Raw genomic sequence first — 25961 nt, 5'->3', positions numbered from 1 at the left:
CCACCGGCTATCAAACTTGCGCGTTTCACGGGCCGCTTGTCAGCGGCGAGGTTTTTGCGATAGTCTTGCGCGGCAGATGAGCAGCGACGACAAAATGCTGGTCGAGCAAGCCAACGCGGCATTTTATCGCGCCCTGGAATCCGGCGTCCTTGAACGCATGGAAGAGGTCTGGGCGCACGAGGACTGGGTGCGTTGCGTGCATCCGGGCTGGGAGATGATCGTCGGCTGGCCGCGCGTGCGCGAGAGCTGGGAGATGATCTTCGAGGGCGGCCAGAGCATGCGCGCCTCGCCATCGGATGTCTGGGTGCAGGTGATGGGCGACGTCGCCTGGGTGAGCTGTCTGGAGAACATCACGGTATTCAATGAATCGAGCTTCGATTCGGCGCAGGCGGCGGCGACCAACCTCTTTGTGCGCCGCCAGGAGCGCTGGCTGATGGTGCATCACCACGCCTCGCCGATCCCCATGATCGTCCCTGATACCGCCTCCGATGTCATCCAGTAGCGTTCAAATTTTCGGAAGAAAATCCAGAATTTCATATTCGCAAGCCCTCCGGCGTCCCGCCAGGCTTTTCGCCTCGAAATTTAATTGTGGCAAGGGTGAGATTTAGCGCCGGATGCGCGGAATGGGTGATGACGGTATGGTGTTTGCAGAAATCCACCTTTACCGTACAATTTTCAGACTTAAGCAGTCAATAAAGAATTAGTAAATGGGGAGTTTCTCAGGCGGAATAATGTTTATAAGAGTCGGCACTTATCATCTCTGGGCGGCGCCAATCGGCAAACAGCCGCTTTCAACTGCGACATTAGCACCAATTTCCACCACGCAGCCTCGCCTCACACGGGGGCTGTTATCGCTCACAAACCATCCATTGAGTGATGCCTGAGGGGTGCCGGCCATAGCGGCGCGCCCATTCCTCGCTTCGTCTGGACCGTATCCGAAGCGAAAAACAGATGATCATTCTGATTACTTAGGAGGAAGCATATGACCCCAAAGTCATTTAAAATCAGCAAAGGCCGTGTTCGCAGCATTGCGAGCGTCCTGATGCTGTTGGCCTTGTTGTTTGGCCCCGGCTCGGCATTTTCCGCGCTGGCCATGCAAGAGACCACCGGTAAGATTGAAGGCGAGGTCAAAGACCCGAACGGGGCAGTCGTCCCGGGCGCGAAGGTGACCATCGTCAATAAAGCCACCACGGGCGGCGCTCGTCCTGACGCCTCGCAGGCTTTTAACCGCACCGTTACCGCAGACTCCAACGGCTTCTATCGTGTCAACGATGTGCCGCCGGGCGTCTACACGGTTTCGGTCGCCGCGGGCGGCGGCTTCGGCGGCGCGACCGCCGACGACATCCAGGTGGTGCTCGGCAAGACGTCGCCGGTCAACATTACTTTGGCCGTCGCCGGCTCGACCACGACCGTCGAAGTGTCGGCCAGCGAAGTGACGATTGACCCGACCGACAACAAGATTCAGACCAACATCACCGCGCAGGTCGCCGAGCTGCTGCCCAAGGGCACCAACTTCGCCAGCCTGTTGAAGGTGGCGCCTTCGACTCGCCCCGAGGCGATCAACGGCGGCTACCAGGTTGATGGCGCGTCGGGCTCGGAGAACACCTTCATCGTTGACGGCCAGGAAGTCACGCACTTCCGCACTGGCGTATTGCGCGCCAACGACAACCTGCCGTTCAGCATCGTCCAGGAGACGCAGGTGAAGAGCTCTGGTTTCGAAGCCGAATACGGCGGCGCGACCGGCGGCGTCATCAACGTCGTCACCAAGGGCGGCACCAACGACTTCCACGGTGAATTCGGCTCGTCGTTCGCGCCGAGCGGCTTGCAGTCGAAGCCGACCCCCTTCCTGCGCAACTTCCGCACAGGCAGCGCGACGGCCACGCCCTCGACCTTCATCGATCTTCCGGAATACATCCAGCCGCGCAAAGACAAAGGCACGCTGTACTTCCCGCAGGCGAGCCTGGGCGGCCCAATCATCAAAGACCACCTGTGGTTCTTTGCCAGCTATTCGCCGCAGATCGAGAACTATCATCGCACGCTCGACTACATCTCGTCGGACCCGCGCTCGCGCGTGGTCTCTGAGAGCCTGACCTACAACCTCAAGCGCATCCGCGATTACACCGACGCGCGCCTCGACGCCCAGCCGATGGATAAGATCCACCTGACCGGTCGTTTCATCTGGGCGCCGATTCATGACGAAGGCGCGCTGCCGGGCTTCGGCGAAACCACGGCGACGCCGCAACAGGCGACTTTCGGCAGCACGACGCTGCGTGGGCCGGAATTCCTGGATCAGCAGGGCGGTCGTCAGAACTCGAACAACGTCACCGGCTCTGCCGTCTGGACGCCGACCAGCAAGCTGGTCGTCAGCCTGCGCGGTGGCCGCACCTTCCTGAACGAGAAGCTCGGCGCCTACGGTCTGCCGCGCCAGTTGCGCGTCCTGTGCAGCTCGGCCAGCAGCGCCTCTGCCGCTGCCCTGGCCGGCTGCGTTCCCGGACAGCAGAACTTCGCGTCCAACTTCCAGATTGACTACGACGTGTCGACCCGCAAGACGGTTGATGCTGACGCTAGCTACCTGGTGAGCAACCTGCTCGGTCGCCACCAGTTCAAGGGCGGTTACCAGTACAATGGCCTGTCGAACACGACCAGCCAGGGCTATGCCGACACTGGCCAATTGACGCTCATCTACGGCACCCAGACCATCGCCAACCAGACCGGCCAGGCGCCGGCTCCGGGAGCGATTGGCGTCGGCGTGTTGCAGCGCTTCGGCACCATCGGTGCCGCGAGCAGCGCTAACCAGGGCGTTTACATCCAGGATAGCTGGCAGCCGACTTCGCGTCTGTCGCTCAACCTGGGCGTTCGTATCGAACGTGAAGATGTCCCGACCTTCAGCGAAGGCAATCCGGGCATCAAGTTCGGCTGGGGCTCGAAACCGGCACCGCGCATTGGTGGCGCGTTCGACGTCTTCGGCAATGGCAAGACGAAGCTGTTTGCCAGCTACGGCTGGTTCTATGATCGCTTCAAGTATGAGTTGCCGCGCGGCTCGTTCGGCGGCGACTTCTACCGTCGCGATTACTTCGACCTCTTCTCGGGTGTCAACTACAACTCGTACACCGTGTCGCAGATCATCGGCAGCTTCACCGATCCGGTGGGCGGCGCTGGCTGCGAGAGCGACAACCCGGCGGTTCGCACCGCTCCGGGCGCGCTTTCACGCTGCCAGTTTGACTTCCGCATCCCGTCGAACCTGATTGGTGGCGACGCCTTCACGACCGGCGCGGTTGATCCGAACCTCAAGGCGGCGCGCCAGCACGAGTTCACTATCGGCGGTGAGCACGAGCTGACCCGCACCTTCCTGGTGCGCGCCCGCTTTACCCGCAAGGTGTTGGATCGCGCCATCGAAGACGTCGGCCTGCCGACGGCGCTGGGCAGCGAAGCCTACATCATTGGCAACCCCGGCATGGGCCTGGTCGCCCAACTGGGCAGCCAGACCGGCCTGCCGACCCCGAAGGCGACTCGCCGTTACAACGCCTTCGAAGTCCAGCTCGACAAGCGCTTCGCCGATCACTACTTCTTCAACGCGAACTACACCTATAGCCGGCTGTGGGGCAACTACTCCGGTCTGGCGAGCTCGCTTGAATTTGGTCGCGTCAGCCCGAACGTCAGCCGCCTGTTCGACCTGCCGTTCCAGCCGTTCAACCTGAACGGTCAGTCAATCGAAGGGCCGCTGCCGACCGACCGTCCGCACGTCTTCAAGTTCTACGGAGCCTACGAGGCGCGCTTCGGTGGCAAGAGCACGACCGAATTCTCGACCTTCACGACGGCGGCGTCGGGCACCCCGGTGACCAGCGTCATCACCCTCTTCAACCTCAACCCGACGGTTGTGAATGGCTTTGGCGATCTGGGCCGCACAGAGATGTTCACCCAGACCGACTTCGCCATCCGTCACAAGATGCGTCTGGGCAGCAGCGAGCGCATGATGCTGGTTGCTGAAGTTGACATCCTCAACCTGTTCAACGAAGACAGGGTGTTGACCTATCAGACGACGATCAGCCCGAGCAACATCACGGATGCGAGCTTGCGCGCTGTCGGCTGCACAGCTTGCACCAATGAATTCACCACGATTCAGCAGATCTTCAACGGCGGCATTCGCGATTTCGCGCTGAATTTCATCAACGCGCCGACCCGCCCGGATCGTCGCCAGAGCACCTTTGACAAGGCCAACGGCTTCCAGGACCCGCGCAGCGTGCGGTTCGGTTTCCGCTTGATCTTCTAGTCAATCGGCTCTGCGAAGAGTCGCAACTGAAAAGGCCCACACGGATTGCTCCGTGTGGGCCTTTTTTTCGCCGTCGCTTCGGCCGCCGAAGCTATTTCGTGCCGGCCTTTTCTCTTAACGTCTTGATCAGCTCTTTAATCTTCTCGGCGTCCGCCGCCTTAGCCTCATTCTTCAAGACCATCTCCAGCTCGTCGGCGGCTTCGCGATAGCGTTTCTGATCCATGTAGAGGCCGGCCAACTGGCGATGCACCTCGCCGACTTTGCCGCCGCTCAGCTCGCTGGCGCGCTTCAAGGCGACTTCGGCTTGATCATAGTCCTTGCCGCGCCGCAGCGCCCTGCCCAGCCACAGGTAAACGTCTGCGGACTTGGTGTAAAGGGCTGTCGCGCGCCGCAGGTTCTCGATGGCTTCGGCGTTCATGCCGAGCTGGTACTGCGTCCAGCCGAGCCCGAACAGGCTGGAGAAACCATTCGCGTTAATCTCGACAGCTTTCGTCAGCAGCACGAGCCCGGCCTGGAAGTAAGCCGGGTTGCTCGTGCCGCGCATGGCGTATTCGGCACCCAGCCGGTCGAGCGCCAGGTAGTATTCAGGAAAAATCTCAATGGCTTTCTTCAAGCTTTCCAGGCCCTCTTTTTCCTTCTTATCACGCAGGCTACGGATGCCTTCCTCGTACTGCCGCCTTGCCCCTTCGGGCACGCTCTGCGCGAAGACCGTAGTTGGGGCCATCGCAAAAGGCCCGCTGTATACGCGCTCGTTGACCTTTAAGAGGATGTCTACGTGCTGCGTGTCAGAGCCGCTGCCGGCTCTCGATGAGACGCTGGCCAGCACGACTTCCTGCATTTGCTCCTTGTAGTCTGTGCCGTAGGGTCGCACGCGGATGCGGTAGCGCCCGTCCACAAGACCGGAGAACGAGAAGCGCCCTGCGGGGTCGGTCCTCGCCTGCCGCATGACGGAATCAACCTCGTCTAACAACTCGACGTAGACGTCAGGCACCGCCCGATGCTCTTCGCCAAAGATTGTCCCGTAGATCGTGTTGCGGCCCTGCGCGGCGGCGGAACTGACCAGCAGCTGCGCGCCGAGCGCGATGATGATGCCGACGACGAAACGGACCTGTTTATTCATTATATCTGCTCCTTGGTTACGGCCTGCGACAGCGGTTGGGCCGCAAAAGAAATGGCCCGAGGACATTCCTTGTCATCGCGGTTCGGATCGTTGCTGATCACCGCACCCCTCTCCCGCAAGCGTTTGATTTCGGTGGCTCAGATTATACACGCAAGGGGGTGGCGCTTGTCGAGACAGCGGACGGGCGATGGCTGGCTTGTCGGCGCGAATTTATTTGATAGCGGCGAATGCATTTGATGCTATAATAGCGCCGCCCCAGCTAAGGAAGTGCGCTTCGACAACCGTGTGCGAGTCGAAAGATTGGTCAGTGGACTCACGGATTCCGCCCTGTAATTCTTCGTCTGAGCGCCGACCGTGCCATTCGTAGCACGACAAGCGCCCTCTGGGTCAGGAAACGCCGGCGAGCCTAATCTTTGCGCCGGCACCCGTGGTGCAACCTCAGACTTAAACATCGCATTCCGCTGCCGCTCTCCGGCAATGGCTCTGTCAACGGTTGCCGCTCGCGAGACCCGTGCGAGCCGCCATCGGCTCACCCGCAAGCGGCAAGACTTGAGGCCGTAAAAAACAGGAGGCTAAATGAAATCCACCGAACTTAGGAGAATTACCATTACGCTCACGACCATGTGGTTGCTGTTGGCCTATCTGGTCGTGCCGACCCAGACCTTCGCGCAGACCGCGAACACCGGCGTCATCACCGGTGTCGTCAAAGACGCATCCGGGGCGGTCGTCCCGAACGCAACGATTCGGGCGACCAACAAGGGTACAGGCGTCGAGCGTCACACCACGGCAAGCGACTCGGGCGTCTATGAGCTGACGCAGATGGTGCCGGGCGAATACCGCGTCGAAGTCGAAGCGTCGGGCTTTGCCCGCTACGCCGCCGACCCGGTCACGGTCAACGTGCTGTCGCGCACCACGCTCGACCCGGAACTGCGGGCCGCCGGCGCCACCGAACAGGTGACGGTCACCGGCGAGGCCGCGCCGCTGGTCGAAACCGGCAAGACCGATGTGAGCGGCGTCATCAGCCAGAGGCAACTCGAAAGCCTGCCGGTCAACGGGCGCTCGTTTGCCTCGCTGGCGGTGCTGATTCCTGGGGCGACGCTGCAACCGTCGTTCGACCCGACGAAGGCGCGCACCGGGACCTTCTCGGTCGGCGGCTCGACGGGCCGCAATCTGAACATCACCGTAGACGGCGGTGACAACAAAGACAATGCGGTCGGCGGCATCCTGCAAAACTTCACGATGGAAGGCATACAGGAATTCGCGCTCTCGACGCAGCGCTTCTCGGCGGCCAACGGTCGCTCGGGCGGCGCCTTGTTGTCCGTGGTCAACAAGAGCGGCACCAACCAGATGCATGGCACGCTCTTTGGCTTCTTCCGCCACGACAAATTCAACGCCAATGCGCCGAAACTGCTCGCCGAGGCCAACCCCGACCTATTCCCCGACCCGAGCGACATCATCAAGCCGCCCTTCCAACGTCAACAGTTCGGCGGCTCGATTGGTGGCCCGCTGGTCAAGGATAAAGCCTTCTGGTTCGCCACCGTCGAGCATACGCGCGAGCGCGGCAACTCAATCGTTCCCGGCTCGATCTTCAACGAGATCAAGTTGCTCGAAGGCATCGGCTATCACGCGGTGCGCTTCCTGGCGCAGCCTTATGACGACACGCAGTACACCATCAAAGGCGATTTCCACCCTTCGACCAACCACGCCTTCACCGTGCGCTACGCCGGCCAGAATAACGAGGCGTTGAACGATCAGGCGGGCTTCCTGACGGTCTTCACCGACGAATCGGGCGGCGACAAACAGACGAACGACCTGCACAGTCTGTTGGGATCGTGGACGTGGACGGCGACGCCGACGGTGGTCAACCAGTTCGTCTATCAGTGGGCGACCTTCAACAACCAGATCGTCGCGACCACAGACCTGCCGCTGCTGGTCTTCCCCGATGGCCTGGCCGTTGGCCGCAACGGCAACGTGCCGCAGCAGACCTTGCAGCGTAAGCACCAGTTCCACGACGACCTGAGCTGGAACCGCGGCAATCATGGCTTTAAGTTCGGCGGCGATTTCGTCTATGAGCCGGTGCTGGGCGGGCTGTTCGCCTTCAACTCGGCGCCGGAGTATGACTTTAACTTCACGCCGGAAGAGATCGTCGGCAACCCGAGCCAGTTCCCGCAGGGCTTCAACACCAAACAGGTGGTCGGCGCGCCTGCTGGCACAGGAGCGGTCGGCGACATCGCGCTGTCGGGCGGCGACCCGAGCTTTGACCTCGTAAACGGCGCCAAGCAGTTCGCCTGGTACGTTCAGGACGACTGGAAAGTGTCGCCGCGCCTGACGCTCAACATCGGCGTGCGCTACGACGTTGACATCGGCTTTGTCGATTCCGAGCACCAGGCGCAGGGCAGCCGCGTCCTCAAGGCGTTGCAGATCATCGGCCACCCGCTCGGCTCAAGGGTGGTCAAAGACGACAAGAACAACTTCTCGCCGCGCTTCGGTTTCGCTTATGACTTCAAGGGCAATGGCCGCCAGGTAGTCCGCGGCGGCTATGGCATTTACTATGACCAGTCGTTCTTGAACGTGCCGCTGTTTGCGGTGCAGCAGGCCAACCCGGAGATTTACGCGACCTTCTTCAACGACGACCCGAACCTCAGCCTGTCATCGCCGCCGCCCATCATCCCGCGGCCCCTGGTCAATCCGCTGTCGGGCACGCGCGGGCGCTTGCTCGACCCGGACTTCGAGTCGCCCTACACGCAGCAGTTCAACATCGGCTACGCGCAGCAAGTCGGTAGAGACATGGCGTTTGAGTTCGACTACGTCCACATCCTCGGCCTGCATGAGTTCACGCAGATCGACGCCAACCCGAGGATTGGGCCGCTGATCAACGCGCAGCGTACCAGCCCGAGTCCGGCACGGCTGCTGACGGCGGCTTTCGCGGCGCACGCCGCCGAGCTGAACGCGGCCTTCGGCACGCCGACGCCGTTCGCCTCGATCCGCGTGGCGCAATCCGACGGGCGCTCGCGCTACGACGCTTTCACGGTGTCGTTCACCAAGCGCTATTCACACCACTTCCTGTTCAACGCGCACTACACGCTGGCGCGCTCGCTGGCCTGGTTCGGCATCATCTCGGACTTCGGCTTGCAGCCGCAGAACCCGTTCAACAAGTTCGATCCGGCGGCGGACTTCGGCCACCCGGGCGAAGACGAGCGTCACCGCTTCGTGGCCTCGGGCGTCTTCAACCTGCCGTGGGGCTTCGAGCTGTCGCCGATCTTGCAGTTCGGCTCGGCGCGGCCTTACAGCATCCTCCCCGATCCGGGTTCAGGCGGGGCTGGCGACATCAACCGCGATGGCGTGGTCAACGACCGCGAGTCGCGTGACGGTAACGACCAGCACAAGCTGCCGCCGGGCACCGAGCGCGGCGACAAATTCTCGCAGGTCAATTTGCGCGTCGGCTGGACGCACAAGTTCACCGAAAACATGAAGATCGCGCTCTTCTTCGAGGGCTTCAATCTGTTCAACACGGCCAACTTCGGCAACTCGTTCGACGGCACGGTTGGCAGCCCGAACTTCAAGAAGCCGATCAACTTCTTTGGAGCCACGGGCTTCTCCGAGCCGATTGGTATTCCGTTCCAGGGCCAGTTCGGCCTCCGCTTCAGCTTCTAAGGAGCGCCGAGGCGGCTTTTCTCACGGGCCGGGACTTATGCGAGTCCCGGCCATTTTACTTTCATCAAGGCGGGGCGAATTGCCGGGGGAATTATGCGTAGCCAGGCTATCTTTTACTGCCGCGCGTGGACGCTTGCCTTAATGCTATTTTTGATTGCCACGGCTTCGGCGCGGGCGCAGGGCTTCTACACCCTGCAAGGTAAGGTGCAACTGCCGAACGGCGCGCCGCCGACGCGGCCCGTCAGAGTGACGCTGACCTTCAACGGCATGCGTGTCTACGAAACTTTCACCGATCTGAGCGGCGGCTTCTCGTTTTCGGGGCTGCATGGCGGCGTCTACCAGCTCACCGCCGAAGGCGACGGCGAGACATTCGAGACCACGCGCGTGAGCGCCGAAATTCTCTCTTACGGAGCATCGGCGCAAACCTTCACGCAGAACGTGCCGCTGCGCGCCAAAGCCGGCAAGAGCCTGCCGCCGGCGGGCGGGGCGATTGACGCCAGCGACCTTGAAGTCCCGGCGCGCGCCCGCGAAGCTTACGAGCGCGGCTTGAAACGCGCCGCCGAGGATCAGCCCGAAAAGGCGCTGAAGCTATTTCAAGAGGCCCTCGCCCTGCACCCGACCTTTTATTCGGCGCACGTTGCCACAGGCGATCAACTGACGAGGCTCAAGCGCGACGACGAGGCGGCGGCGGCTTATCAGAAAGCCATCGAGCTGAAGCCAGAGCGCGCCGCGGCTTATGTCGGGCTCGGCGTGATGCGCGTCAAGCAGCAGCGTTACGCGGACGCCGTTGCGCCGTTGCGCCGCAGCCTGGAGATCGATAAGCAGTCGTCTGCGCCCTACCTGTTTCTGGGCCTCGCCGAGATGATGACCGGCGAGCTGGCCACCGCCGAACAACATCTGCTGCGGGCTTACGAGATCGGCAAGCCGATGCTGGCGCGCCTCTACCTGGCCAGCCTCTACGAAAAGAAAGGCGAGCCGGAGCGCGCCATCCAACAACTGCAAGCCTTCCTCAAAGAGAACCCCAATCTGCCGGAGGCGCGCGCCGCGGACATCCGCACCGCCATCGAGAAGTTGCGCCGGCAGGCGGGCACGAAAAAATAGACCCTCGCGGCGGGCCGCTCGCGCGCTTAGCTAGGCCACACGGGTTTGAATTCCGCCCCGGCGCGCCAGATTTTTTTGTTTAGCCTCTCTACATTCGGCGCCTTTCGTGTTAAGATTGCTTTCTCTTCATGGCCGCTGAAATCGCACTTGGCCCGCGATTGCGGCCCGATCACAATCAAGGAAGTTAAGGAGACCTTATGAATAGGCAGCAGTTCTTTTCGCCGCGCGCGTATCGGCGGCTGGCAGCGTTGATCGTCGCAACCTGCTTGTTGAATGTCGGCTTGTACAGCGTCGCGCGCGGACAAAAGCTCGACGAGTTTGAACGCACACGCACCCTGATGATCCTCAAGAACATCAAGGACGAAATCAAGAAGAATTACTATGACCCGAACTTTCACGGACTTGACCTGGACGCGCGCTTCAAGACCGCCGAAGAGAAGGTCAAGACAGCCACCTCGGTTGGTCAGATGTATGGCATCATCGCCCAGGCGGTGTTGGATCTGAACGATTCGCACACCACCTTCGTCCCGCCGGCGCGCGCCGCGCGCACCAACTATGGCTGGCGGATGCAGATGATCGGCGCCAAGTGTTTTGTGACTGCCGTGCAACCGGGCAGCGACGCTGAAGCCAAAGGGCTGAAGCCGGGCGATGAGGTGCTGTCGGTCAACGGCTTTCAGCCGACGCGCGACAATATGTGGAAGATGCAGTACTTCTTCAACACCTTGCGGCCACAAGCCGGCTTGCAGGTCGTGGTCGCCAGCCCCGGCGCCAAACAGGGCCACCAGCTCGATCTGATGGCGAAAGTCAAGCAGGGCAAACGGGTGCTTGATCTGACCAGCGGCTCAGGCATAGATCTGTTCGATCTGATTCGCGAGTCTGAAGCCGAAGATCATTTGAATCGCCACCGCTATTACGAAATGGGCGACGACCTGCTCATCTGGAAGATGCCGCAGTTCGACTTCCTCGACGACGGCGGCGAAGAGATCATGAGCAAGGCGAGAAAGCACAAGGCGCTGATCATTGACCTGCGCGGCAACCCCGGCGGTTATATCAAGGGGCTGCAAGCGCTGCTCGGCAATTTCGTCGAAGGCAACGTCAAGGTGGCCGACGAAAGGCGGCGCAAGGAGACTAAGCCGCTGCTGGTCAAAACGCGCAACTCGGGATTCAAAGGCAAGCTCGTCATCTTGATCGATAGCCGCTCCGGCTCGTGCGCCGAAGTCTTCGCCCGCATGGCGCAGCTTGAAAAATTCGGCACGGTCATCGGCGACCGCTCGGCGGGCGCGGTGATGGAGTCGCGTTATTACCCGATGCAGATCGGCACCGACACCGTCGTCTTCTATGGCGCAAGTATCACATCAGCCGACGTCATTATGACGGACGGCAAGAGCCTCGAAGGCGTCGGCGTCACCCCGGATGAGTTGATGCTGCCGACCGCGGAAGATATGGCGGCCAACCGCGACCCGGTGCTGGCGCGCGCCATGGAAATCCTCGGCTTCAAGCTCGAGCCGGAAAAGGCCGGCGCGTTGTTTCCGATTGAATGGCGCAAGTAACTTTTCGCCGGTCGCAGCCGTCGAATGTCGAAAAACCAGAATGGGCGCGGAGTGAAGGCTCTGCGCCCGTTTTTTTTCGAGATCGCCTCTCTGCGCAACCCACCGGGCGAATTCTTCATCTATAGGCGTCATCGTGCGTGATTAGACCGGCGAATTCTGCGGCGCTGGCAGTATAATGCTAGCCGCAGTCAGCTCACGCACAGGTACCAGAGACTATGACCGACGAAGACCCTTCGCGAGATCGCATCGCCGAGCTCATCCAGCGCATCAACCAGATGGATGAGACGCTGCGCCAACAGGCGTGGCGAATCTATCACCTGGAACAAAGGCTCGGCGGCGCGCCGCCCAGGCCCGCGCCGCTCGCCGCGTCCCCGCAGCCGCACACGGCGCCGCCCCCTTCAGCCGCGCCGCCTTCTGTAAGCAAAGACACAGAACCGTCCGCGCTTCCGCCCATCGCCGCGCCGCCGCCAAATGCGCAAGCGCCAGGTGAGGCGTTCAACGACCGCTCGCATCAACCAGCGCTGGCCCCCGGCGCGCGGCGGCCTGCACCGCCGCCTATGCCGTCCTTCACGTCGCCGGCCTTCGCGCCGCGCCGCGCGAAATCGCGCGACGACCTTGAAGCCCGCATCGGCAGCAACTGGCTGCTGCGCATCGCCGTGATCACTGTGGCGCTCGGCGTCGCCTACTTTCTGAAATATGCGTATGACAATGAATGGATCGGCAAGAATGGCGCGCTGTGGATTTGTATCGCCATCGGCGTCGCCTTCCTGGTCGGCGCCGAGCGTTTGCGCCCGCGTTATCACAATTACGCCTATGGCCTGACCGGCCTCGGCATCATGATTCTCTACACCTGTTTTTATGCGGCTTACGGCCTGCTGCATTTATGGGAGCCGCTGCCGGCATTCGTCGGCATGGTGTTGGTGACGGCGACCGCGACGCTGCTGGCGGCGCGCTATAACGCCTTGCCGATTGCCGTGCTCGGACTGATCGGCGGATTCCTTACACCCATTGTTCTGTCGACCGGGCATGATAATGAAGTCGGCCTCTTCAGCTACATCGCCATGCTCGATCTGGGGGTGCTGGCCCTGGCCTACTCCAAGCAGTGGCGAGCGCTCAACTACATGGCATTTGCCGCCACGGTGATGATGTTCATCGCGTGGTACGACGCCTGGTATGCGGTGGAGAAGCTCTGGCTGACCATCGGCTTCCTGACGCTCTTCTTCGCCATCTTCGCGCTGCTCGCGGTGCTATACAATGTCGTCAACCGGCGGCAGACGCGCTGGCTCGACCTCGGCATGGTCTTCGCCAACGCCTTGCTCTATTTCGCCGCCAGCTACAGCTTGCTCGAACAAGAATATCAAGCCCGCCTCGGGCTCTTTGCCGTGCTGGTGTCGGCGTTTTACCTGGCGCTCGGCTATTTCACTTACCAGCGCGACCGCGAAGACCGGCTGCTGCTTTACACCTTCTGGGGACTGGCGATTCTGTTCGTCGTGCTCGCCGTGCCGATTCAGTTCAAGCAGAACTGGATCACCATGGGCTGGGCAATAGAAGGCGCGATTCTCACCTGGGTCGGCCTGCGCGTCGGCGACCGCGTCTCGCGTTACGGCGCGCTGATCATCTTCGGCATCGCCGGGATGCACTGGCTGGCGAGCGACGCGCTGGATGCGGCTTATCAGGCGAGCGGCCATGTCGCGCCGTTATGGAATCGCCGCGCGCTGTCGTGCGTGGTGCTGGTCGCGGCGCTGCTCGCGGCGGCGTCATTCTACAAGCGGATCGGCGAGCGCGTCGAAGCCGGCGAGCGCGCGACATTCGCCAGCCTCTGCGCGCTTGGCGGCAACCTCCTCGTCGTGGTCCTGTTGAGCCTGGAGGTCAACACCTACTTCGAGCAGCAAGGGCGCGCGCTTTCGGCAAGCGATCAGTTAGAGCGGCTCTACGGCAACCGCGCCCTGAGCCTGACGATCCTCTGGGTGGGATACGCCACGGCGATGATTTTCGTCGGCGTCCGTCGCCGTTTGACCGTCGTGCGCGTCGCCGGATTGTTGCTGCTGGGGATCGCTTTATTCAAAGTGCTGGTCATGGACTTACGCGATTATAACGCGGTGTGGCACCTGCCGTTACTCAACCCGACGTTTGCGGCCTTTGTCGTCTTGATCGCGGCGATAAGCTGCTGTGCCTGGCTCTATGCGCGCGCCGAAGGGATTGATGAGAACGAGCGCCGCGCCTGGCTCTTGATCACGGTGATTGCCGCCAACGCGTTGGCGGTAATCGCGTTGAGCTTTGAAGCGCTCGGCTACTTCGACGCCCGCCTGTCGGTTACCGGCGGCAGCGCTGGCGATGTCCGCGACCTGCAACTGGCGAAGCAGTTGTGTCTGACCGTGGTGTGGACAGTCTATGGCGGCCTGCTGCTGACCATCGGATTAGTCCGCCGCCGCCCCATGCTCAGGCTGATGGCGCTGCTGCTGCTGGGGCTGGCCATTGCGAAGGTCTACGTCTTAGACATCTGGGCGCTTGCGAAGCTCTATCGCATCGGCGCGCTGATTCTGCTCGGCGTCGTGCTGTTGCTGGTTTCGTTCCTCTACCAGCCGTTGCGTCGCCGGCTTGCGGAAGCCGACGGGGACGAGGCTCGCGCCGAAACCGATTAGCCGACGCGCCGCCGACAAGTTGCGCCCGTGCCGGCAAGCGCACATAATAGCGGCAGGCAGACAATTCATTAAACGAGGAGACTTTCATGAGCGCAAATCCACTGGAGCAATTATCTCAGCTCGGCCAGTCCGTCTGGTACGACAACATCGAGCGTAAGCTCATCACTTCGGGCGAGCTGCGCCGTCTGATTGACGAAGACGATTTGCGCGGCGTCACCTCGAACCCGGCCATCTTCGAGAAGGCCATCAGCGGCTCGGACCTCTATGAAGATCAGTTGCGCGAGCTGGTGGCCGAAAACGCCGGCCCCATAGATATCTACGAGGCGCTCGCCATCCGCGACATTCAATCAGCCGCCGACGAGCTGTTGCGGGTCTACGAAAAGACGGGTGCCCTGGACGGTTACGTCAGCCTTGAATGCTCGCCGCTGCTGGCCCACGACACGCAGGCGACGATTGAAGAAGCCCGCCGGCTGTGGCAGCTCGTCGGTCGCAAGAACGTGATGATTAAGATTCCCGGCACCGAAGCCGGCATACCGGCCATCGAGCAGTGCATCTACGAGGGCATCAATATCAACATCACGCTGTTGTTCTCGCTCGCGAGCTACGAGGCGACCATGGGCGCCTACATTCGCGGCCTCGAACGCCGGCTCGATGAAGGCAAGCCGGTCAGCGGCATCGCTTCGGTCGCCAGCTTCTTCGTCAGCCGCATCGACACCGCCACGGACAAGCGCTTGCAGGAAGCGATCAAGGTGGCCGCCAGCGCCAGCGACCAGCAGGCGCTTAAATCGCTAATGGGGCGCATTGCCATCGCCAACGCCAAGATGGCTTATCAGGATTTCAAGCGCATCTTTCACGGCGAGCGGTTCGACAAATTGAAAGCCGCCGGCGCGCAGGTGCAGCGCCCGCTGTGGGCCTCGACCTCGACGAAGAACCCGGCCTACAGTGATGTGTATTACGTCGAATCCTTGATCGGCCCCGAAACGGTTGACACGATACCGCCGGCGACGCTCGCCGCCTTCCGCGACCACGGCGTTGCCAGGGTGACTATCGAAGACAATCTGGACGAGGAGCGGGCGCGGCTCGCCGAGCTGCAAAGCTTCGGCATCAGCCTCGCGGAAGTCACCGACGAAGTCTTGCGCGACGCCGTCCGCCTGTTCGTCGAGCCATTCGAGAAGCTGCTGAAATCCATCGAAGCCAAGCGCGACGAGATCAGCAGCCGCAAGTCGCAATCCGAATCGGCAGACTGAAAAGTTAGTGACAAGTGACAAGTGAAGAGTGACAAGACGAGGTGACACGGCTTCCTGGCAAACCTTGGCATGCGCAATTCTTCTTGTCACTTGGGGCACCCGCTTGCGGGTCGCGTCACTTGTCACCCCTCAATATGGCGACCTTTTCCAGATCAATCAATGTTGAGATGGACTGGCTCGATCCGGCGAGCTTCGAGATTCGCGGCCAGCTCGACGACAACGTGCATTCGCTGCGGGCGCGTTTCGTCGTCGGCTTCCCTGACTTCTCGATCCGCGAAGCGACGGGCGAGCTGACCCGCATGCCCTATCCGGGCATCTGCACCGGCTCGGTCGTGGCGCTCGCAGGCTTCGTCGGCGAGCGGATCGGGCGCGGCTTTCGCAAGCGCGCCGGAGAAATCACCGGCGGCGCGGCGAGCTGCAACCACCTGCACACGCTGGTGACCAACATGGCGGCCTGCGCCTTCCAGATGAATTACCTCGTCGCCAAGCAGCGGCCCGAAGCCGAAGCGGCGCTGCGCCAGGTCGCAGACGACCCGGCCCGCAAACGCCAGATGGTCTTGCGCTGGATGCCGCAGCTCCGCAACTCATGCTATACATTCAGCGAAGCAACCGACGCCCTGTTTCAAATAAAAAGCAGTGATGAGTAATGAGTGATGAGTAGCTGAAAGACTACAAGCGTACTGCCGCGACGTTTTTACTCATCACTCATCACTCATCACCTTTGAGAGGAGCCGTATGGGCAAATACTTCGAGGATTTCACGGTCGGCGAAGAGGCCGTGACCGCTGGCCGCACGATCACCGAAACCGACATCGTCAACTTTGCCGGCATCACCGGCGACTGGAACGAGATTCACACCAACAAAGAACTGGCCGAGCGTGGCCCGTTCAAACAACGCATCGCTCACGGCGCGCTGATCTTTTCTATCGCCACCGGCCTGTCTGTGCGCATGGGCCAGACCGCCGACACGATCATTGCTTTCTATGGGCTTGACCGCCTGCGCTTCGTCAAGCCGACCTTCATCGGCGACACGGTGCGCGTCCGCCAGAAAGTCGAAGGCAAATCCGAGCGCGACGAGCGCAGCGGCATCGTCACCATGCTCAACGAAGTCGTCAACCAGCGCGACGAGGTAGTGGTCAGCTACACGGCCAAGGTGCTGCTCAAGCGCCGCGCCTGATTTTCGGATTTCGGATTACCGATTTTGGATTCGGCAGCCTCTCCCCGCATCGGCCTCAGGAGGAATCACAGATGACTGTTTCGAGACACGAGACGGCGAAGAAATTTCTCGCCAGGGAGATGGAACTCTTGAGTGAGCACGAGCGCGAGATCGTCAGCCGCTTCATCCACCGCAAAGGCGTGGTGCGCAACGTCGAGCGCGAATTCGCCGAGCAGTTATCGGTCGGCGACCGCGTCGCTGACCGCTTCGCCGCCGTCATGGGGTCATGGCCTTTTATCATCTTGCAGAGCATCATCCTGGCCATCTGGGTGGCGCTGAACCTGACGGCCTACATCAACCACTGGGACCCTTACCCATTCATCCTGCTCAACCTGGCGCTGTCGTTCCAGGCCGCGTACGCTGCCCCGATCATTATGATGAGCCAGAATCGCCAGGCCGAAAAAGACCGCCTGCAATCAAAGAGCGACTATGAAGTGAACATGAAGGCCGAGATGGAGATCATGCAGTTGCACGAAAAGTTCAACGACCTGCGCGATCACTACTGGGCCGACCTCGTCCTCATGCAGCAGCGCCAGATCGATATGCTCGAACGCCTGGTCACCGAGCTATGCAAGCAAGAATCGGGGCGGTCGAGCTGACCGGGCGGCTCACGGTTGGCGAAAGATTGCTCACCTGCACAGGAGAATGATATGGCCGAGATGAATGGCGCGCAGGCGATGTACGAGATGATGGTGCATGAACAGGTGCGCTACGTCTTCGGCAACCCCGGCACGACCGAGTTGCCGCTGATGGACCTGTTCGCGGCGCGCAGTGAGATTGATTACATTCTTGCGCTGCACGAAGATTCGGCGCTCGCCATCGCCGCCGGCTACGCCGACGCCAGCCGCCGCGCCGCGGTCGTTAACCTGCACACTAACCCCGGACTGGCGCATGCGCTCGGCAATCTCTACAACGCGCAGCGTGCAGGCACCCCGCTTGTCGTCACCGCTGGTCAACAAGACACCCGCGCGACGCTTGACGAGCCTTTGCTGTGCGCAGACATGGTCGGCATGGCGCGCCCGTTTACGAAGTGGGCCTATGAAGTTCACCACGCCGCGGAGATTCCCGCGGCGATGGCGCGCGCCTTCAAGGTGGCCGAGACGCCACCGACCGGCCCGGTCTTTCTGTCGCTGCCGGTCAACACGATGGAAGAGCGCGCCGACATCGAATTGCTCGCCCGCACTCGGGTTGACGGGCGCTTGCGCGGCGACCCGTCGAAGATTGAAGAGGCCGCTGCGATACTGGCCGCCGCAAAGAATCCGGTCATCATCACGGGCGACGGCTGCGCCCGCTCGCAGGCGCTGGCCGCAGTGGCGCAGCTTGCCGAACAAGTCGCCGCTCGCGTCTATGCCGAGCCATTGAATGCGCTGCTCGATTTTCCGACCGGCCATCCGCTCTACGCCGGGCCGCTCGTGCCTAACGCCAGGCAGTCGGCGGCGATGCTCGAAGGCGTAGACGTGATCCTGACGGTCGGCGCGAGCAATCTATCGCCGCTCGTCTACACCGGTCACCGCATGATCCCCGCGAGCGCGCGATTGATTCAGATCGATCTGAATGACCGCGAGCTGGGCAAGAACTTTGCCGCCGAGATTGCCATTCAGGGCGACCCGCGTTGCTGTGTCGAAGCCTTGCTTGAGGCGATTAACGCAAGCGGTGGAGCGCCCGCCTCTGAGGTCGCCGCACGCCGCGCGGCACTGGAAAGCACGATCCGCGAAGCCCGGGCGCGTTTTGCCGAGCAAGCCGTTGCGACCGGCGAAGGCGGCCCGATGTCCGCGGGATTTGTCGCCCGCAGCTTGCGCGAGATGGCGGCCAGCGACGCCATCCTGGTTGATGAAGCGGTGACGGCGACGACCTACTTGCGATTGCTGTTCGAAGTCAACGAGCCGAATGCTTACTTCTTCGCCAAAGGCGGCTCGCTCGGATTCGGCTTGCCGTTCGCGGTCGGCGTCAAGCTGGCGCGGCGCGACCGGCAGGTCATCTGCGCCGTCGGCGACGGCTCGGCGCTCTACGCCATTCAAGGCTTATGGACGGCGGCGCGTTACGGGCTCGGCGTCACGTTCGTGGTCTTCAACAATTCGAGCTATCAAATTCTCAAAGGTGGATTGATCGCCTTGCAAGGTGAATCGGCGCGGCGCGGTCAGTTCATTGGTATGGACATTACCGAGCCGGAAGTAGACTTCACACGGCTGGCCGAATCTCTGGGCGTGTCGGCGCGCCGCGTGGCGTGCGCCGCCGAGTTGCGCCCGGCGCTAGAGTGGGCGTTTGCCGAAAACCGCCCGACGTTGCTCGACGTGGCCATTGCCCGCGACCTTCGCAGCCTGCTCAGATGAGGATAAATCATGCACAACGTTTCAATTCGTCGGACGCTCACCGCTTTTCTTCTGCTCGCCGTCTTTCTCGTTTGCCAGTTGCCGCAAGCCGCTGCACAGACGCCGCAAGCCGGCAATGTCAAGGTCGTCTATGCCAGGCGCTTGCTCGATGGCACCTCAAACACGGTGCGCACCAATGTCAGCATCATCATCGATAAAGACCGCATACGCGAAGTGCGCGATGGACGGGCGACGGTCGAAGGCGCTGAAGTCATTGACCTTGGCGATGCGACGGTAATGCCGGGCTTGATCGATTGCCACACGCACCTGACGGTGCAAATCGGCCGCGATACGAGCGCGCCGCTGGCTAATCTGGTGCGCCGCCCATCGGCCACGGCGTTGACCGCGACGGTCTATGCGCGCACGACGCTGATGGCCGGCTTCACCACCGTCCGCGATGTCGGCGCGTACAGTTTCGTTGATGTCAGCCTGCGCGATGCGATCAACGCCGGCACCGTCAGCGGCCCGCGCATGTTCGTTGCCACACAGGCGCTCGGCATCACCGGCGGCCACGTTGACCCCACCGGCGGCATCCGCGAAGACTTGTTGCCGGAGCCTGATTATCGCCACGGCGTCGTCAACTCACCCGAAGACGGCGTGCGCGCCGTGCGCTACAATGCCAAGTATGGCGCCGACCTGATTAAGATTGCCGCGACCGGCGGCGTGCTGTCGCTGTCGGATGCCAGCCTCGAACAGCACCTCACCTACGAAGAGATGAAAGCCATCATTGACGCGGCACACCTGCTCGGCATGAAAGTCGCGGCCCACGCACACGGTGCCGCAGGCATCAAGGCCGCTCTGCGCGCCGGCATCGATTCCATCGAGCACGGCACGTTCACCGATGACGAAGCGATTGCGCTTTTCAAAGAGCACGGCGCTTATCTTGTGCCAACGATTATCGCCGGCAAGACGGTTGAGAGCGCCGCCAAACAGCCGGGCTTTTTCCCGCCGCGCATCGCCGAGAAAGCCTTGAAGGCCGGACCGCTGATGCAAAATATGTTTGGCCGCGCTTATCGTGCCGGCGTGAAGATTGCCTTCGGCACAGACGCCGGCGTTTATCCGCATGGCCAGAACGCCAGAGAGTTTCAGTATATGGTCGAAGCCGGCATGCCGCCGGTCGAAGCGATTCTCGCGGCAACGCGCAACGCCGCGGACTTGCTCGGGCAATCGGCCAGCATCGGCAGCGTTCAAGCGGGGCGCTACGCCGACCTGGTTGCCGTCAAAGGCGACCCGACCGCGGACATCAAGCTGCTTCAGAATGTCAGCTTCGTGATGAAAAGTGGCGTGATTTACAAACGGGACGGCAAGCCGGTCGTCTGGTAAGCGAAGCCGCTGGCTCAGGGTTCGTCGGGCAGGCGGCGCAGGTCTTTCTTGTGCTTTTCGCGCTGCTCGCGGCGGCGCTTGTCCGCGATCTTCCTGGTCGGCAGGATGGGGGCACGCTCGCGCGGGCGGAGCTTCTCTTTTTCAATCTCAATCGTAATCTTTGCCGTCTTCTTTGCCACGTTGATTGCTCGCTCTTGATGATTCCCGCGCCGCTACGGCTAGATTGTAGCACGGCAATGGCCACTGACAACCGACCACGGCTTCGGGTATGCTTACGGTTGGTGCCTATCATTTTGCCTCTGAGGAGAATCCGATGACTCGCACAATTCACCCCCGACGCACAGGTGCGCGCGGCGCGCTCATCGCGCTCGCGGTCTTTGTCATCTTCAGCACCGTGCAGCCCGCCGCGCGGCCCGCAAGAGCGGCTGATGACAGCTTGCTTGCGGGCATTGCAAAGTCAGAGTACCGCGCCCGCCGTCAGCAGTTGATGTCGCGTATCAAAGACGGCATCGTCGTGATGATCGGCGCGCGCGAAGACGAGTTCGGCGAGGTCGGGCGCTTCCGCCAGAAGAACGATTTCATGTACCTCACGGGCGTCGAAACCCCCTCGGCTTATCTGGTGCTTGTGCCGGAAGGGCTGATTGCCGATAGACCGGCAAAAGAGACGCTGCTGATTCCGGCGCGCAACCAGTTTCAAGAGAAATGGACGGGGCCGCAGATCGGGCCGGGCGCCGAAGGTCAGGCCGCTTACGGTTTTCAGGAAGTCGCCGACAGCGCCCGCCTGAATGATCTGCTTAACGAATTGCTCAAATCGCCGGCCTTCAAACCGGCGACGGGTAAACCGGCGGCAAAGCTCTACACCATCATCCCGCGCGGCTCGACGGCAGACATCGAGCGCGAGACCGGCTTCGTCGCGACTCTGCGCCAGAACTATTTCGGCCTTCAAGTGGTTGAGGTCGCGCCTATCCTCGCCGAGATGCGCAAGGTGAAATCCGCGGCAGAGATGGCGCTGCTGCAAAAAGCGATTGACATCACCGGTGAGGCCCAGCGCGAGGCCGCGGCGCAGATTCGCCCAGGCGCTTTCGAGTACGAAGTGCAGGCGGCGCTCGAAGCCGCGTTCACGCGCAACGGCGCCGAGCGACCGGGCTTCCCTTCGATTGTCGGCTCAGGCTTTTATTCGACCGTGCTGCACTATGACCAGGATCGCAAGAAGATTGACGCCGGCGACACGGTCGTCGTCGATATCGGCGCCGAGTTCAGTTACTACACCGCCGACATTACGCGCACTTACCCGGCGTCGGGCAAGTTCACGCCGCGGCAGCGCGAGGTTTATCAACTGGTGCTGGACGCGCAGCGCGCCGCCGAGCGCGCCTTCAAGCCGGGACAGTCAACCATCGCGCAAATGAATCAGGTGGCGCGCGAGACGATGAAAGCCAGCCCTCTGCGCGACCGCCAGGGCAATACGCTCGAACGCTATTTCATTCACGGCCTCGGCCACTGGCTCGGCATGGAGGTGCATGACGTTGGCGGTTACGGCAATCTGCCGGTGGGCGCGGTCTTCACCATCGAGCCGGGCATCTACATTCCCGAAGAGAAGCTCGGCGTGCGCATCGAAGACGATTACATGGTGACGGAAAAAGGACTGGTGAAATTGAGCCGCGCCATCCCGTCCGAACCTGACGAGATCGAGCGCATCGTACAATCACACAGCAAAGCCATGACCGCCGCGCCACAAAAGTAGAGCCTGTTCAGCCTGCGTCATGACTGCGTCATGACTGGCGATGCATAAACAGCAAAGCGCCCGGATTCACTCCACGCGAATCCGGGCGCTTGTCGTTTCAAGAAGACGATGCGGCTTACTGTCCTTTGCTGGCCGCTTCGGGTGCGCTGACGGCGCGGCCTTTCTTCACCCAGAGATTCAGATTCTCATCCGCCGCCTCGTAAAAGATGCGGCCCTGCATCATCTCGTCGGTCGTCTTCTCGCCCCAATACACAGTCTTTGCCGGGTCGGGGTTGAACCGGTTTTTAGGGCTGTTGTCATAGGTGCCGATATATTCGACCGTCGTGCCTTTCGGCACCCGTAGCGGCTCTTTCAACATGTAGACGCGCTGCCAGTTGAAATTATAGTTCGGCACTTCCAGCACATCCTCTTTGCGGCCATCCGGGTAAGTCAGCCGCATGACCATCGCCTTGCCGCGCAGGTGCATGTGAACGTGCATGAAGCGAATCACCGCATCGGTCTGAAATGTATTCTTTGCCACAAACGACTGGTCGGCGCCGCCCGGCGTGATCTCGATGTCTTTGCGGTCGCCGAACAGGACGCGCAGATTTTTCTTGACCAGGCCGTTCGCCAGATAGATGCCGACTTCTGACTGGTCAGTCGTCTCTTTCGTCGTCGGCGCGTAGTGAACCTGTAAGCCGAGCCGCAGCCCCTTCGGGATGCGCACCGCCGTGCCTTCGGGCAACATTACCGGCGTCACGCCCGGCGCCCAGCCCGCCACCATGATGGTGCCGCGCGCCGTCGGGTCAAAGTCGCCGGCGATGTAGCCTTCTTCGGGGACCTTGATCGCCGGCGGCACCAGATGTGTGTTCGCATGATGCACAGCGCGCGGGTTGCCGGGCCGCGTTTCAATCGAGCTGATCCAGGTGTCTTCGGGGAAAACGTAGTCGAACATGAAGAAGACGTATTGATCTTTGTCGCCGGCTTTCACGGTATAAGGATGGCGGGCTTTGACGATGATGTCGGGCGTGCCGAGCGTCCAGTCGTTCTTCCACTGGCGCGGCGTGGGCGCGTCTTTGTCGCTGCCGCGGGGCGAACCATTGTCCACCCAGTTGCTGATTGCGCTGATCTCTTCATCGCTCAATCGCGGGTCGCCGACATAGCGGCCCAGCGCGCCGGTCGCATGAAAAGGCGGCATCTCGCGCCGGCTGACGCGCTCTTTGATGGCGCGCGCCCAGGGCCGCGCCTCTTCATAGGTTACCAGCGACATCGGCGCGACGCCGCCCTGCCGGTGACACTCTTCACAATGCTTTTGCAGGATGGGCGCGATGTCTTTGGTGAAGACGATGGCGCGCTTATTGCCGCCGACGCTGGTTGACGCCGTCGCAAAGAGCATTGCGCCGAAGAGACCGATGGCGGCGAGAAGAATGGACTTTTTCATGTTGGCACCTCTTCGGAGGCTGAAGCGAAGCGCGTGAGTCAGCGTCCCGGCAATTACCGAATCTTGAAATGATGGCGACCGTGAGAGCCGTGCGACGTGTTGAAGATTAGTTGAACCGCGCGCCCGCAGTCAATCGCGGCGGCGGCTTAATGCTTCTCGGCCATCTTGGCGCGGGTCGTGCGGATGGCGTAATCGAGCCAGCCGCGCTCGTTGGTGTTGCGGCAACGGTCGCGCAACGCCTCTAACGCCTTGAGCCGCATGGCAAGCGCCTGCGGCTGCGCGCCGTCCGCCGCCAGCGCAAAGTCGGTGAGCCGCAGCGCCTCAACTGTCTGCCCCGCCTGCAAGCGTTCTGTAGCCAGCTTTACAATCGCATCCGTGCCGCCGGCCAGCCGCACAACGTCTGCATAAACCGCCGACGCGGGCTGCTCGTACATCGTCGCCGTGTTCAGGTCGAACCAGCCGGCATAGCCTTCATAGATGCCGCGCACAGACCAGCTCACCTTGCCATAGCTTTCGCCAAGCGCCAGTTCCGGCGGCAGCTTGATTTCGCGCATCAGCGTGAAGACGTCTTTGCCGGCGTTCATCCCCTTAACCGTTTCGTCGTGAACGTAGAGAATCGCGTCGCGCATCTGTTTGAGCCTGCGGGCGACTTCCTGGCCGCCGACGATGGGCGGGCCGTGACTCGGCAAGACAAGGTCGGGCTTGAGCGCCAGCACGCGGTCGAGTGAGTTGACATAATCGAGCGCCAGGCGCGGCGGCGTGCCGCGCAGCGTATAGATGTTGGGGAACGAGGCGTAATAATTATCGCCGGTGAAGGCGGCTTTAAGCTGCGGCACCCAGACGCTCAGGTGATCGGGCGTTTCGCCGGGCGTGTGCAAAATTACAAAAGTCAAACCGCCGAGCGTGAACTCGTACTTATCATCAAAGAGAATCGTCGGCTCGATCTTCGCGGCGTAGTTGCCGGGCCAGGCTCCGACCTGCGGTTCGGGAAAGCCGAACTGCGCCGAGTTGCGCAGGGCAAAGAAGCGCTCCAGCCGCTTTTGATAATTGACGAACTCGACATGATTGCGCTGCGCGATGATCTGCGTGCCGGGTTGTTTCCAGAGCGGAATGCCGCCGGTGTGATCCTGATGCCCGTGCGTCAGGATGATGTATTTGATCGGGCCGCTGTTGATGGCTTCGAGCAGCTTTTTGTGGGTGCGTGCGTGCGTCGCATTCGAGGTGTCAATGACGACATTGCCTTCGGGTGTGGTCACCAGAAAGGTGTTGCCGAAGCCCTGCACCAGATAGATCGAATCATTGACTTTGATGGCTCGGTCGCCGTTACGCAGCAAGTCTTGCGGGTTTTCGGGCATCTGCGCCCGCGCCGTGGCGCTCCAGAGCAACAGCGCGATACTCATGCAGATGACGCGCGGCAGTGGGTTCATTGCGGCTCTCCTTTGCGAGGGGATGATTGGCCGTGTCATCTCATCACATCGGCGCGCCGCGGTCAATCGCCGGACAAGTCTTCGTCGCTTTACAGGTTGCTGAGCGTCAGCGGCACAGGCGTTTTTCCATCTATGTCGGTGAAGCCGTACTCGCGGGCGAGGCTTGCGGCAATCAGCACGCCGCCGCTTTTATCAATCACCTGCGGGTCCGCGGCCAACGCCGCGACCGCGCGCCCGATGAACTGCGGCGACTCCGAGTTGCTGAGGTCGAGCCAGGCGGCGGCCTCCATCACCTTTTCGGTGCGCACCAGTCCGGGGTAGAGCGAGACGACCGCGACACCTTGCCCGCGCAACTCGTGTGACATATCGGCGGTCAGCTTGTCGGTCGCCGCCTTCGAGACTCCGTAAGCAACATTACTTAGATATTTCTGCGCCGCCCAGAACGAGATGTTGACGATCAAGCCGCTCTGCCGGGCGACCATCATTTGCGCCGCCAACTGGCTGGCGACGTAGGTGGCGCGCACGCCTGCCTGAAACATCGCGTCCCAGCGCCAGACGGGCTGCTGCCAGAAGGGCCGCGACCAGGTGAACTCGCCCCCTTCGACCATATTCTCGTAGCCGCCCCAGGCATTGTTCACCAGGATGTCTAAGCGCCCGTGATCGTCGGCAATTCGGCGGAAGGCGGCACGAACCTGCTCGTCGTCGCGATGATCGCATTCGATGGCCGTGCCTTTGCCATTGACGTAGGCCATGTCATCAACCGAGCGGCCCGTAATGTAGACGGTCGCGCCGGCTTCGATCAATTCAAGGGCGACGCCGCGGCCGACGCCACGACTGGCGCCCGTAACCAGTGCGACTTTGCCAATGAGTGTTTGCATAGGC

General features: G+C 61.6%; 18 protein-coding genes. 13 read left to right on the top strand and 5 right to left on the bottom strand.

Annotation, left to right across the window (positions count from 1 at the left end):
• Positions 1 to 76: 76 nt before the first annotated feature.
• Positions 77 to 502, top strand: a complete 426-nt coding sequence (locus VJ464_22085; GenBank protein ID HKQ07833.1) for a nuclear transport factor 2 family protein — start codon at positions 77 to 79, stop codon at positions 500 to 502.
• 480 nt (positions 503 to 982) lie between these two features.
• Positions 983 to 4270: a TonB-dependent receptor gene (locus VJ464_22080; GenBank protein HKQ07832.1), complete on the top strand. Its 3288-nt coding sequence runs from the start codon at positions 983 to 985 to the stop codon at positions 4268 to 4270.
• A 91-nt stretch (positions 4271 to 4361) separates the two neighbouring features.
• Here the strand turns inward: VJ464_22080 and VJ464_22075 are convergent, their stop codons facing one another.
• Complete coding sequence (locus VJ464_22075) at positions 4362 to 5390, bottom strand: tetratricopeptide repeat protein (GenBank protein HKQ07831.1); 1029 nt, start codon at positions 5388 to 5390, stop codon at positions 4362 to 4364.
• 576 nt (positions 5391 to 5966) lie between these two features.
• Here VJ464_22075 and VJ464_22070 point away from each other — a divergent pair.
• The 10 genes from VJ464_22070 to VJ464_22025 all read left to right on the top strand — a co-directional run bounded on the left by VJ464_22070 (position 5967) and on the right by VJ464_22025 (position 20491).
• A complete protein-coding gene (locus VJ464_22070) occupies positions 5967 to 9044 on the top strand; it encodes a TonB-dependent receptor (protein ID HKQ07830.1) in 3078 nt (1025 codons plus the stop codon).
• A 93-nt stretch (positions 9045 to 9137) separates the two neighbouring features.
• Complete coding sequence (locus VJ464_22065) at positions 9138 to 10145, top strand: tetratricopeptide repeat protein (GenBank protein HKQ07829.1); 1008 nt, start codon at positions 9138 to 9140, stop codon at positions 10143 to 10145.
• Between the two features lie 197 nt (positions 10146 to 10342).
• Entirely contained in the window at positions 10343 to 11695 is a 1353-nt protein-coding gene (locus tag VJ464_22060; GenBank protein HKQ07828.1) for a S41 family peptidase, read from the top strand.
• A 215-nt stretch (positions 11696 to 11910) separates the two neighbouring features.
• Positions 11911 to 14337 (top strand): DUF2339 domain-containing protein, encoded by a 2427-nt coding sequence (locus VJ464_22055; GenBank protein ID HKQ07827.1) that lies wholly within the window; start codon positions 11911 to 11913, stop codon positions 14335 to 14337.
• Between the two features lie 86 nt (positions 14338 to 14423).
• On the top strand, positions 14424 to 15584 hold the full coding sequence (tal, locus tag VJ464_22050) for a transaldolase (protein ID HKQ07826.1): 1161 nt from the start codon (positions 14424 to 14426) through the stop codon (positions 15582 to 15584).
• Between the two features lie 167 nt (positions 15585 to 15751).
• A complete protein-coding gene (locus VJ464_22045; protein HKQ07825.1) occupies positions 15752 to 16231 on the top strand; it encodes a DUF2889 domain-containing protein in 480 nt (159 codons plus the stop codon).
• Between the two features lie 88 nt (positions 16232 to 16319).
• Positions 16320 to 16760: a MaoC/PaaZ C-terminal domain-containing protein gene (locus tag VJ464_22040; protein HKQ07824.1), complete on the top strand. Its 441-nt coding sequence runs from the start codon at positions 16320 to 16322 to the stop codon at positions 16758 to 16760.
• A 71-nt stretch (positions 16761 to 16831) separates the two neighbouring features.
• The gene (locus tag VJ464_22035) at positions 16832 to 17398 is read left to right on the top strand and encodes a DUF1003 domain-containing protein (GenBank protein HKQ07823.1); all 567 of its coding nucleotides are present in this window, start codon (positions 16832 to 16834) and stop codon (positions 17396 to 17398) included.
• A 51-nt stretch (positions 17399 to 17449) separates the two neighbouring features.
• A complete protein-coding gene (locus VJ464_22030) occupies positions 17450 to 19129 on the top strand; it encodes a thiamine pyrophosphate-binding protein (protein HKQ07822.1) in 1680 nt (559 codons plus the stop codon).
• A 9-nt stretch (positions 19130 to 19138) separates the two neighbouring features.
• Positions 19139 to 20491 carry an amidohydrolase family protein gene (locus VJ464_22025; GenBank protein HKQ07821.1) on the top strand — a complete coding sequence of 451 codons (1353 nt, stop codon included), beginning with the start codon at positions 19139 to 19141 and terminating at the stop codon, positions 20489 to 20491.
• 14 nt (positions 20492 to 20505) lie between these two features.
• On the opposite strand, the gene VJ464_22020 is transcribed toward VJ464_22025, so the two are convergent.
• Positions 20506 to 20670 (bottom strand): hypothetical protein, encoded by a 165-nt coding sequence (locus VJ464_22020; protein HKQ07820.1) that lies wholly within the window; start codon positions 20668 to 20670, stop codon positions 20506 to 20508.
• A 134-nt stretch (positions 20671 to 20804) separates the two neighbouring features.
• On the opposite strand from VJ464_22020, the gene VJ464_22015 reads away from it, so the two are divergent.
• Positions 20805 to 22232 (top strand): Xaa-Pro peptidase family protein, encoded by a 1428-nt coding sequence (locus VJ464_22015; protein HKQ07819.1) that lies wholly within the window; start codon positions 20805 to 20807, stop codon positions 22230 to 22232.
• A 115-nt stretch (positions 22233 to 22347) separates the two neighbouring features.
• On the opposite strand, the gene VJ464_22010 is transcribed toward VJ464_22015, so the two are convergent.
• From VJ464_22010 to VJ464_22000, 3 genes are all read right to left on the bottom strand, one after another.
• Complete coding sequence (locus tag VJ464_22010) at positions 22348 to 23652, bottom strand: hypothetical protein (protein ID HKQ07818.1); 1305 nt, start codon at positions 23650 to 23652, stop codon at positions 22348 to 22350.
• A 146-nt stretch (positions 23653 to 23798) separates the two neighbouring features.
• Complete coding sequence (locus VJ464_22005; GenBank protein ID HKQ07817.1) at positions 23799 to 25079, bottom strand: MBL fold metallo-hydrolase; 1281 nt, start codon at positions 25077 to 25079, stop codon at positions 23799 to 23801.
• 89 nt (positions 25080 to 25168) lie between these two features.
• Complete coding sequence (locus VJ464_22000) at positions 25169 to 25957, bottom strand: SDR family NAD(P)-dependent oxidoreductase (protein ID HKQ07816.1); 789 nt, start codon at positions 25955 to 25957, stop codon at positions 25169 to 25171.
• Between the last annotated feature and the right edge of the window lie 4 nt (positions 25958 to 25961).

The organism is Blastocatellia bacterium (assembly GCA_035275065.1).
GTDB lineage: Bacteria > Acidobacteriota > Blastocatellia > UBA7656 > UBA7656 > DATENM01.
Note: the sequence above shows the minus strand (reverse complement) of the source record. Positions and strands in the feature narration are given on the sequence as shown.

What these genes read in the sequence shown, in the direction of transcription:
- VJ464_22035 (HKQ07823.1), top strand. Translation starts at nt 16,832, where the DNA reads ATGACTGTTTCGAGACACGAGACGGCGAAGAAATTTCTCGCCAGGGAG.
- VJ464_22015 (HKQ07819.1), top strand. Translation starts at nt 20,805, where the DNA reads ATGACTCGCACAATTCACCCCCGACGCACAGGTGCGCGCGGCGCGCTC.
- VJ464_22000 (HKQ07816.1), bottom strand. Translation starts at nt 25,957, where the DNA reads ATGCAAACACTCATTGGCAAAGTCGCACTGGTTACGGGCGCCAGTCGT.
- tal (HKQ07826.1), top strand. Translation starts at nt 14,424, where the DNA reads ATGAGCGCAAATCCACTGGAGCAATTATCTCAGCTCGGCCAGTCCGTC.
- VJ464_22065 (HKQ07829.1), top strand. Translation starts at nt 9,138, where the DNA reads ATGCGTAGCCAGGCTATCTTTTACTGCCGCGCGTGGACGCTTGCCTTA.
- VJ464_22075 (HKQ07831.1), bottom strand. Translation starts at nt 5,390, where the DNA reads ATGAATAAACAGGTCCGTTTCGTCGTCGGCATCATCATCGCGCTCGGC.
- VJ464_22080 (HKQ07832.1), top strand. Translation starts at nt 983, where the DNA reads ATGACCCCAAAGTCATTTAAAATCAGCAAAGGCCGTGTTCGCAGCATT.
- VJ464_22025 (HKQ07821.1), top strand. Translation starts at nt 19,139, where the DNA reads ATGCACAACGTTTCAATTCGTCGGACGCTCACCGCTTTTCTTCTGCTC.
- VJ464_22040 (HKQ07824.1), top strand. Translation starts at nt 16,320, where the DNA reads ATGGGCAAATACTTCGAGGATTTCACGGTCGGCGAAGAGGCCGTGACC.
- VJ464_22010 (HKQ07818.1), bottom strand. Translation starts at nt 23,652, where the DNA reads ATGAAAAAGTCCATTCTTCTCGCCGCCATCGGTCTCTTCGGCGCAATG.
- VJ464_22055 (HKQ07827.1), top strand. Translation starts at nt 11,911, where the DNA reads ATGACCGACGAAGACCCTTCGCGAGATCGCATCGCCGAGCTCATCCAG.
- VJ464_22005 (HKQ07817.1), bottom strand. Translation starts at nt 25,079, where the DNA reads ATGAACCCACTGCCGCGCGTCATCTGCATGAGTATCGCGCTGTTGCTC.
- VJ464_22060 (HKQ07828.1), top strand. Translation starts at nt 10,343, where the DNA reads ATGAATAGGCAGCAGTTCTTTTCGCCGCGCGCGTATCGGCGGCTGGCA.
- VJ464_22085 (HKQ07833.1), top strand. Translation starts at nt 77, where the DNA reads ATGAGCAGCGACGACAAAATGCTGGTCGAGCAAGCCAACGCGGCATTT.
- VJ464_22030 (HKQ07822.1), top strand. Translation starts at nt 17,450, where the DNA reads ATGGCCGAGATGAATGGCGCGCAGGCGATGTACGAGATGATGGTGCAT.
- VJ464_22045 (HKQ07825.1), top strand. Translation starts at nt 15,752, where the DNA reads ATGGACTGGCTCGATCCGGCGAGCTTCGAGATTCGCGGCCAGCTCGAC.
- VJ464_22070 (HKQ07830.1), top strand. Translation starts at nt 5,967, where the DNA reads ATGAAATCCACCGAACTTAGGAGAATTACCATTACGCTCACGACCATG.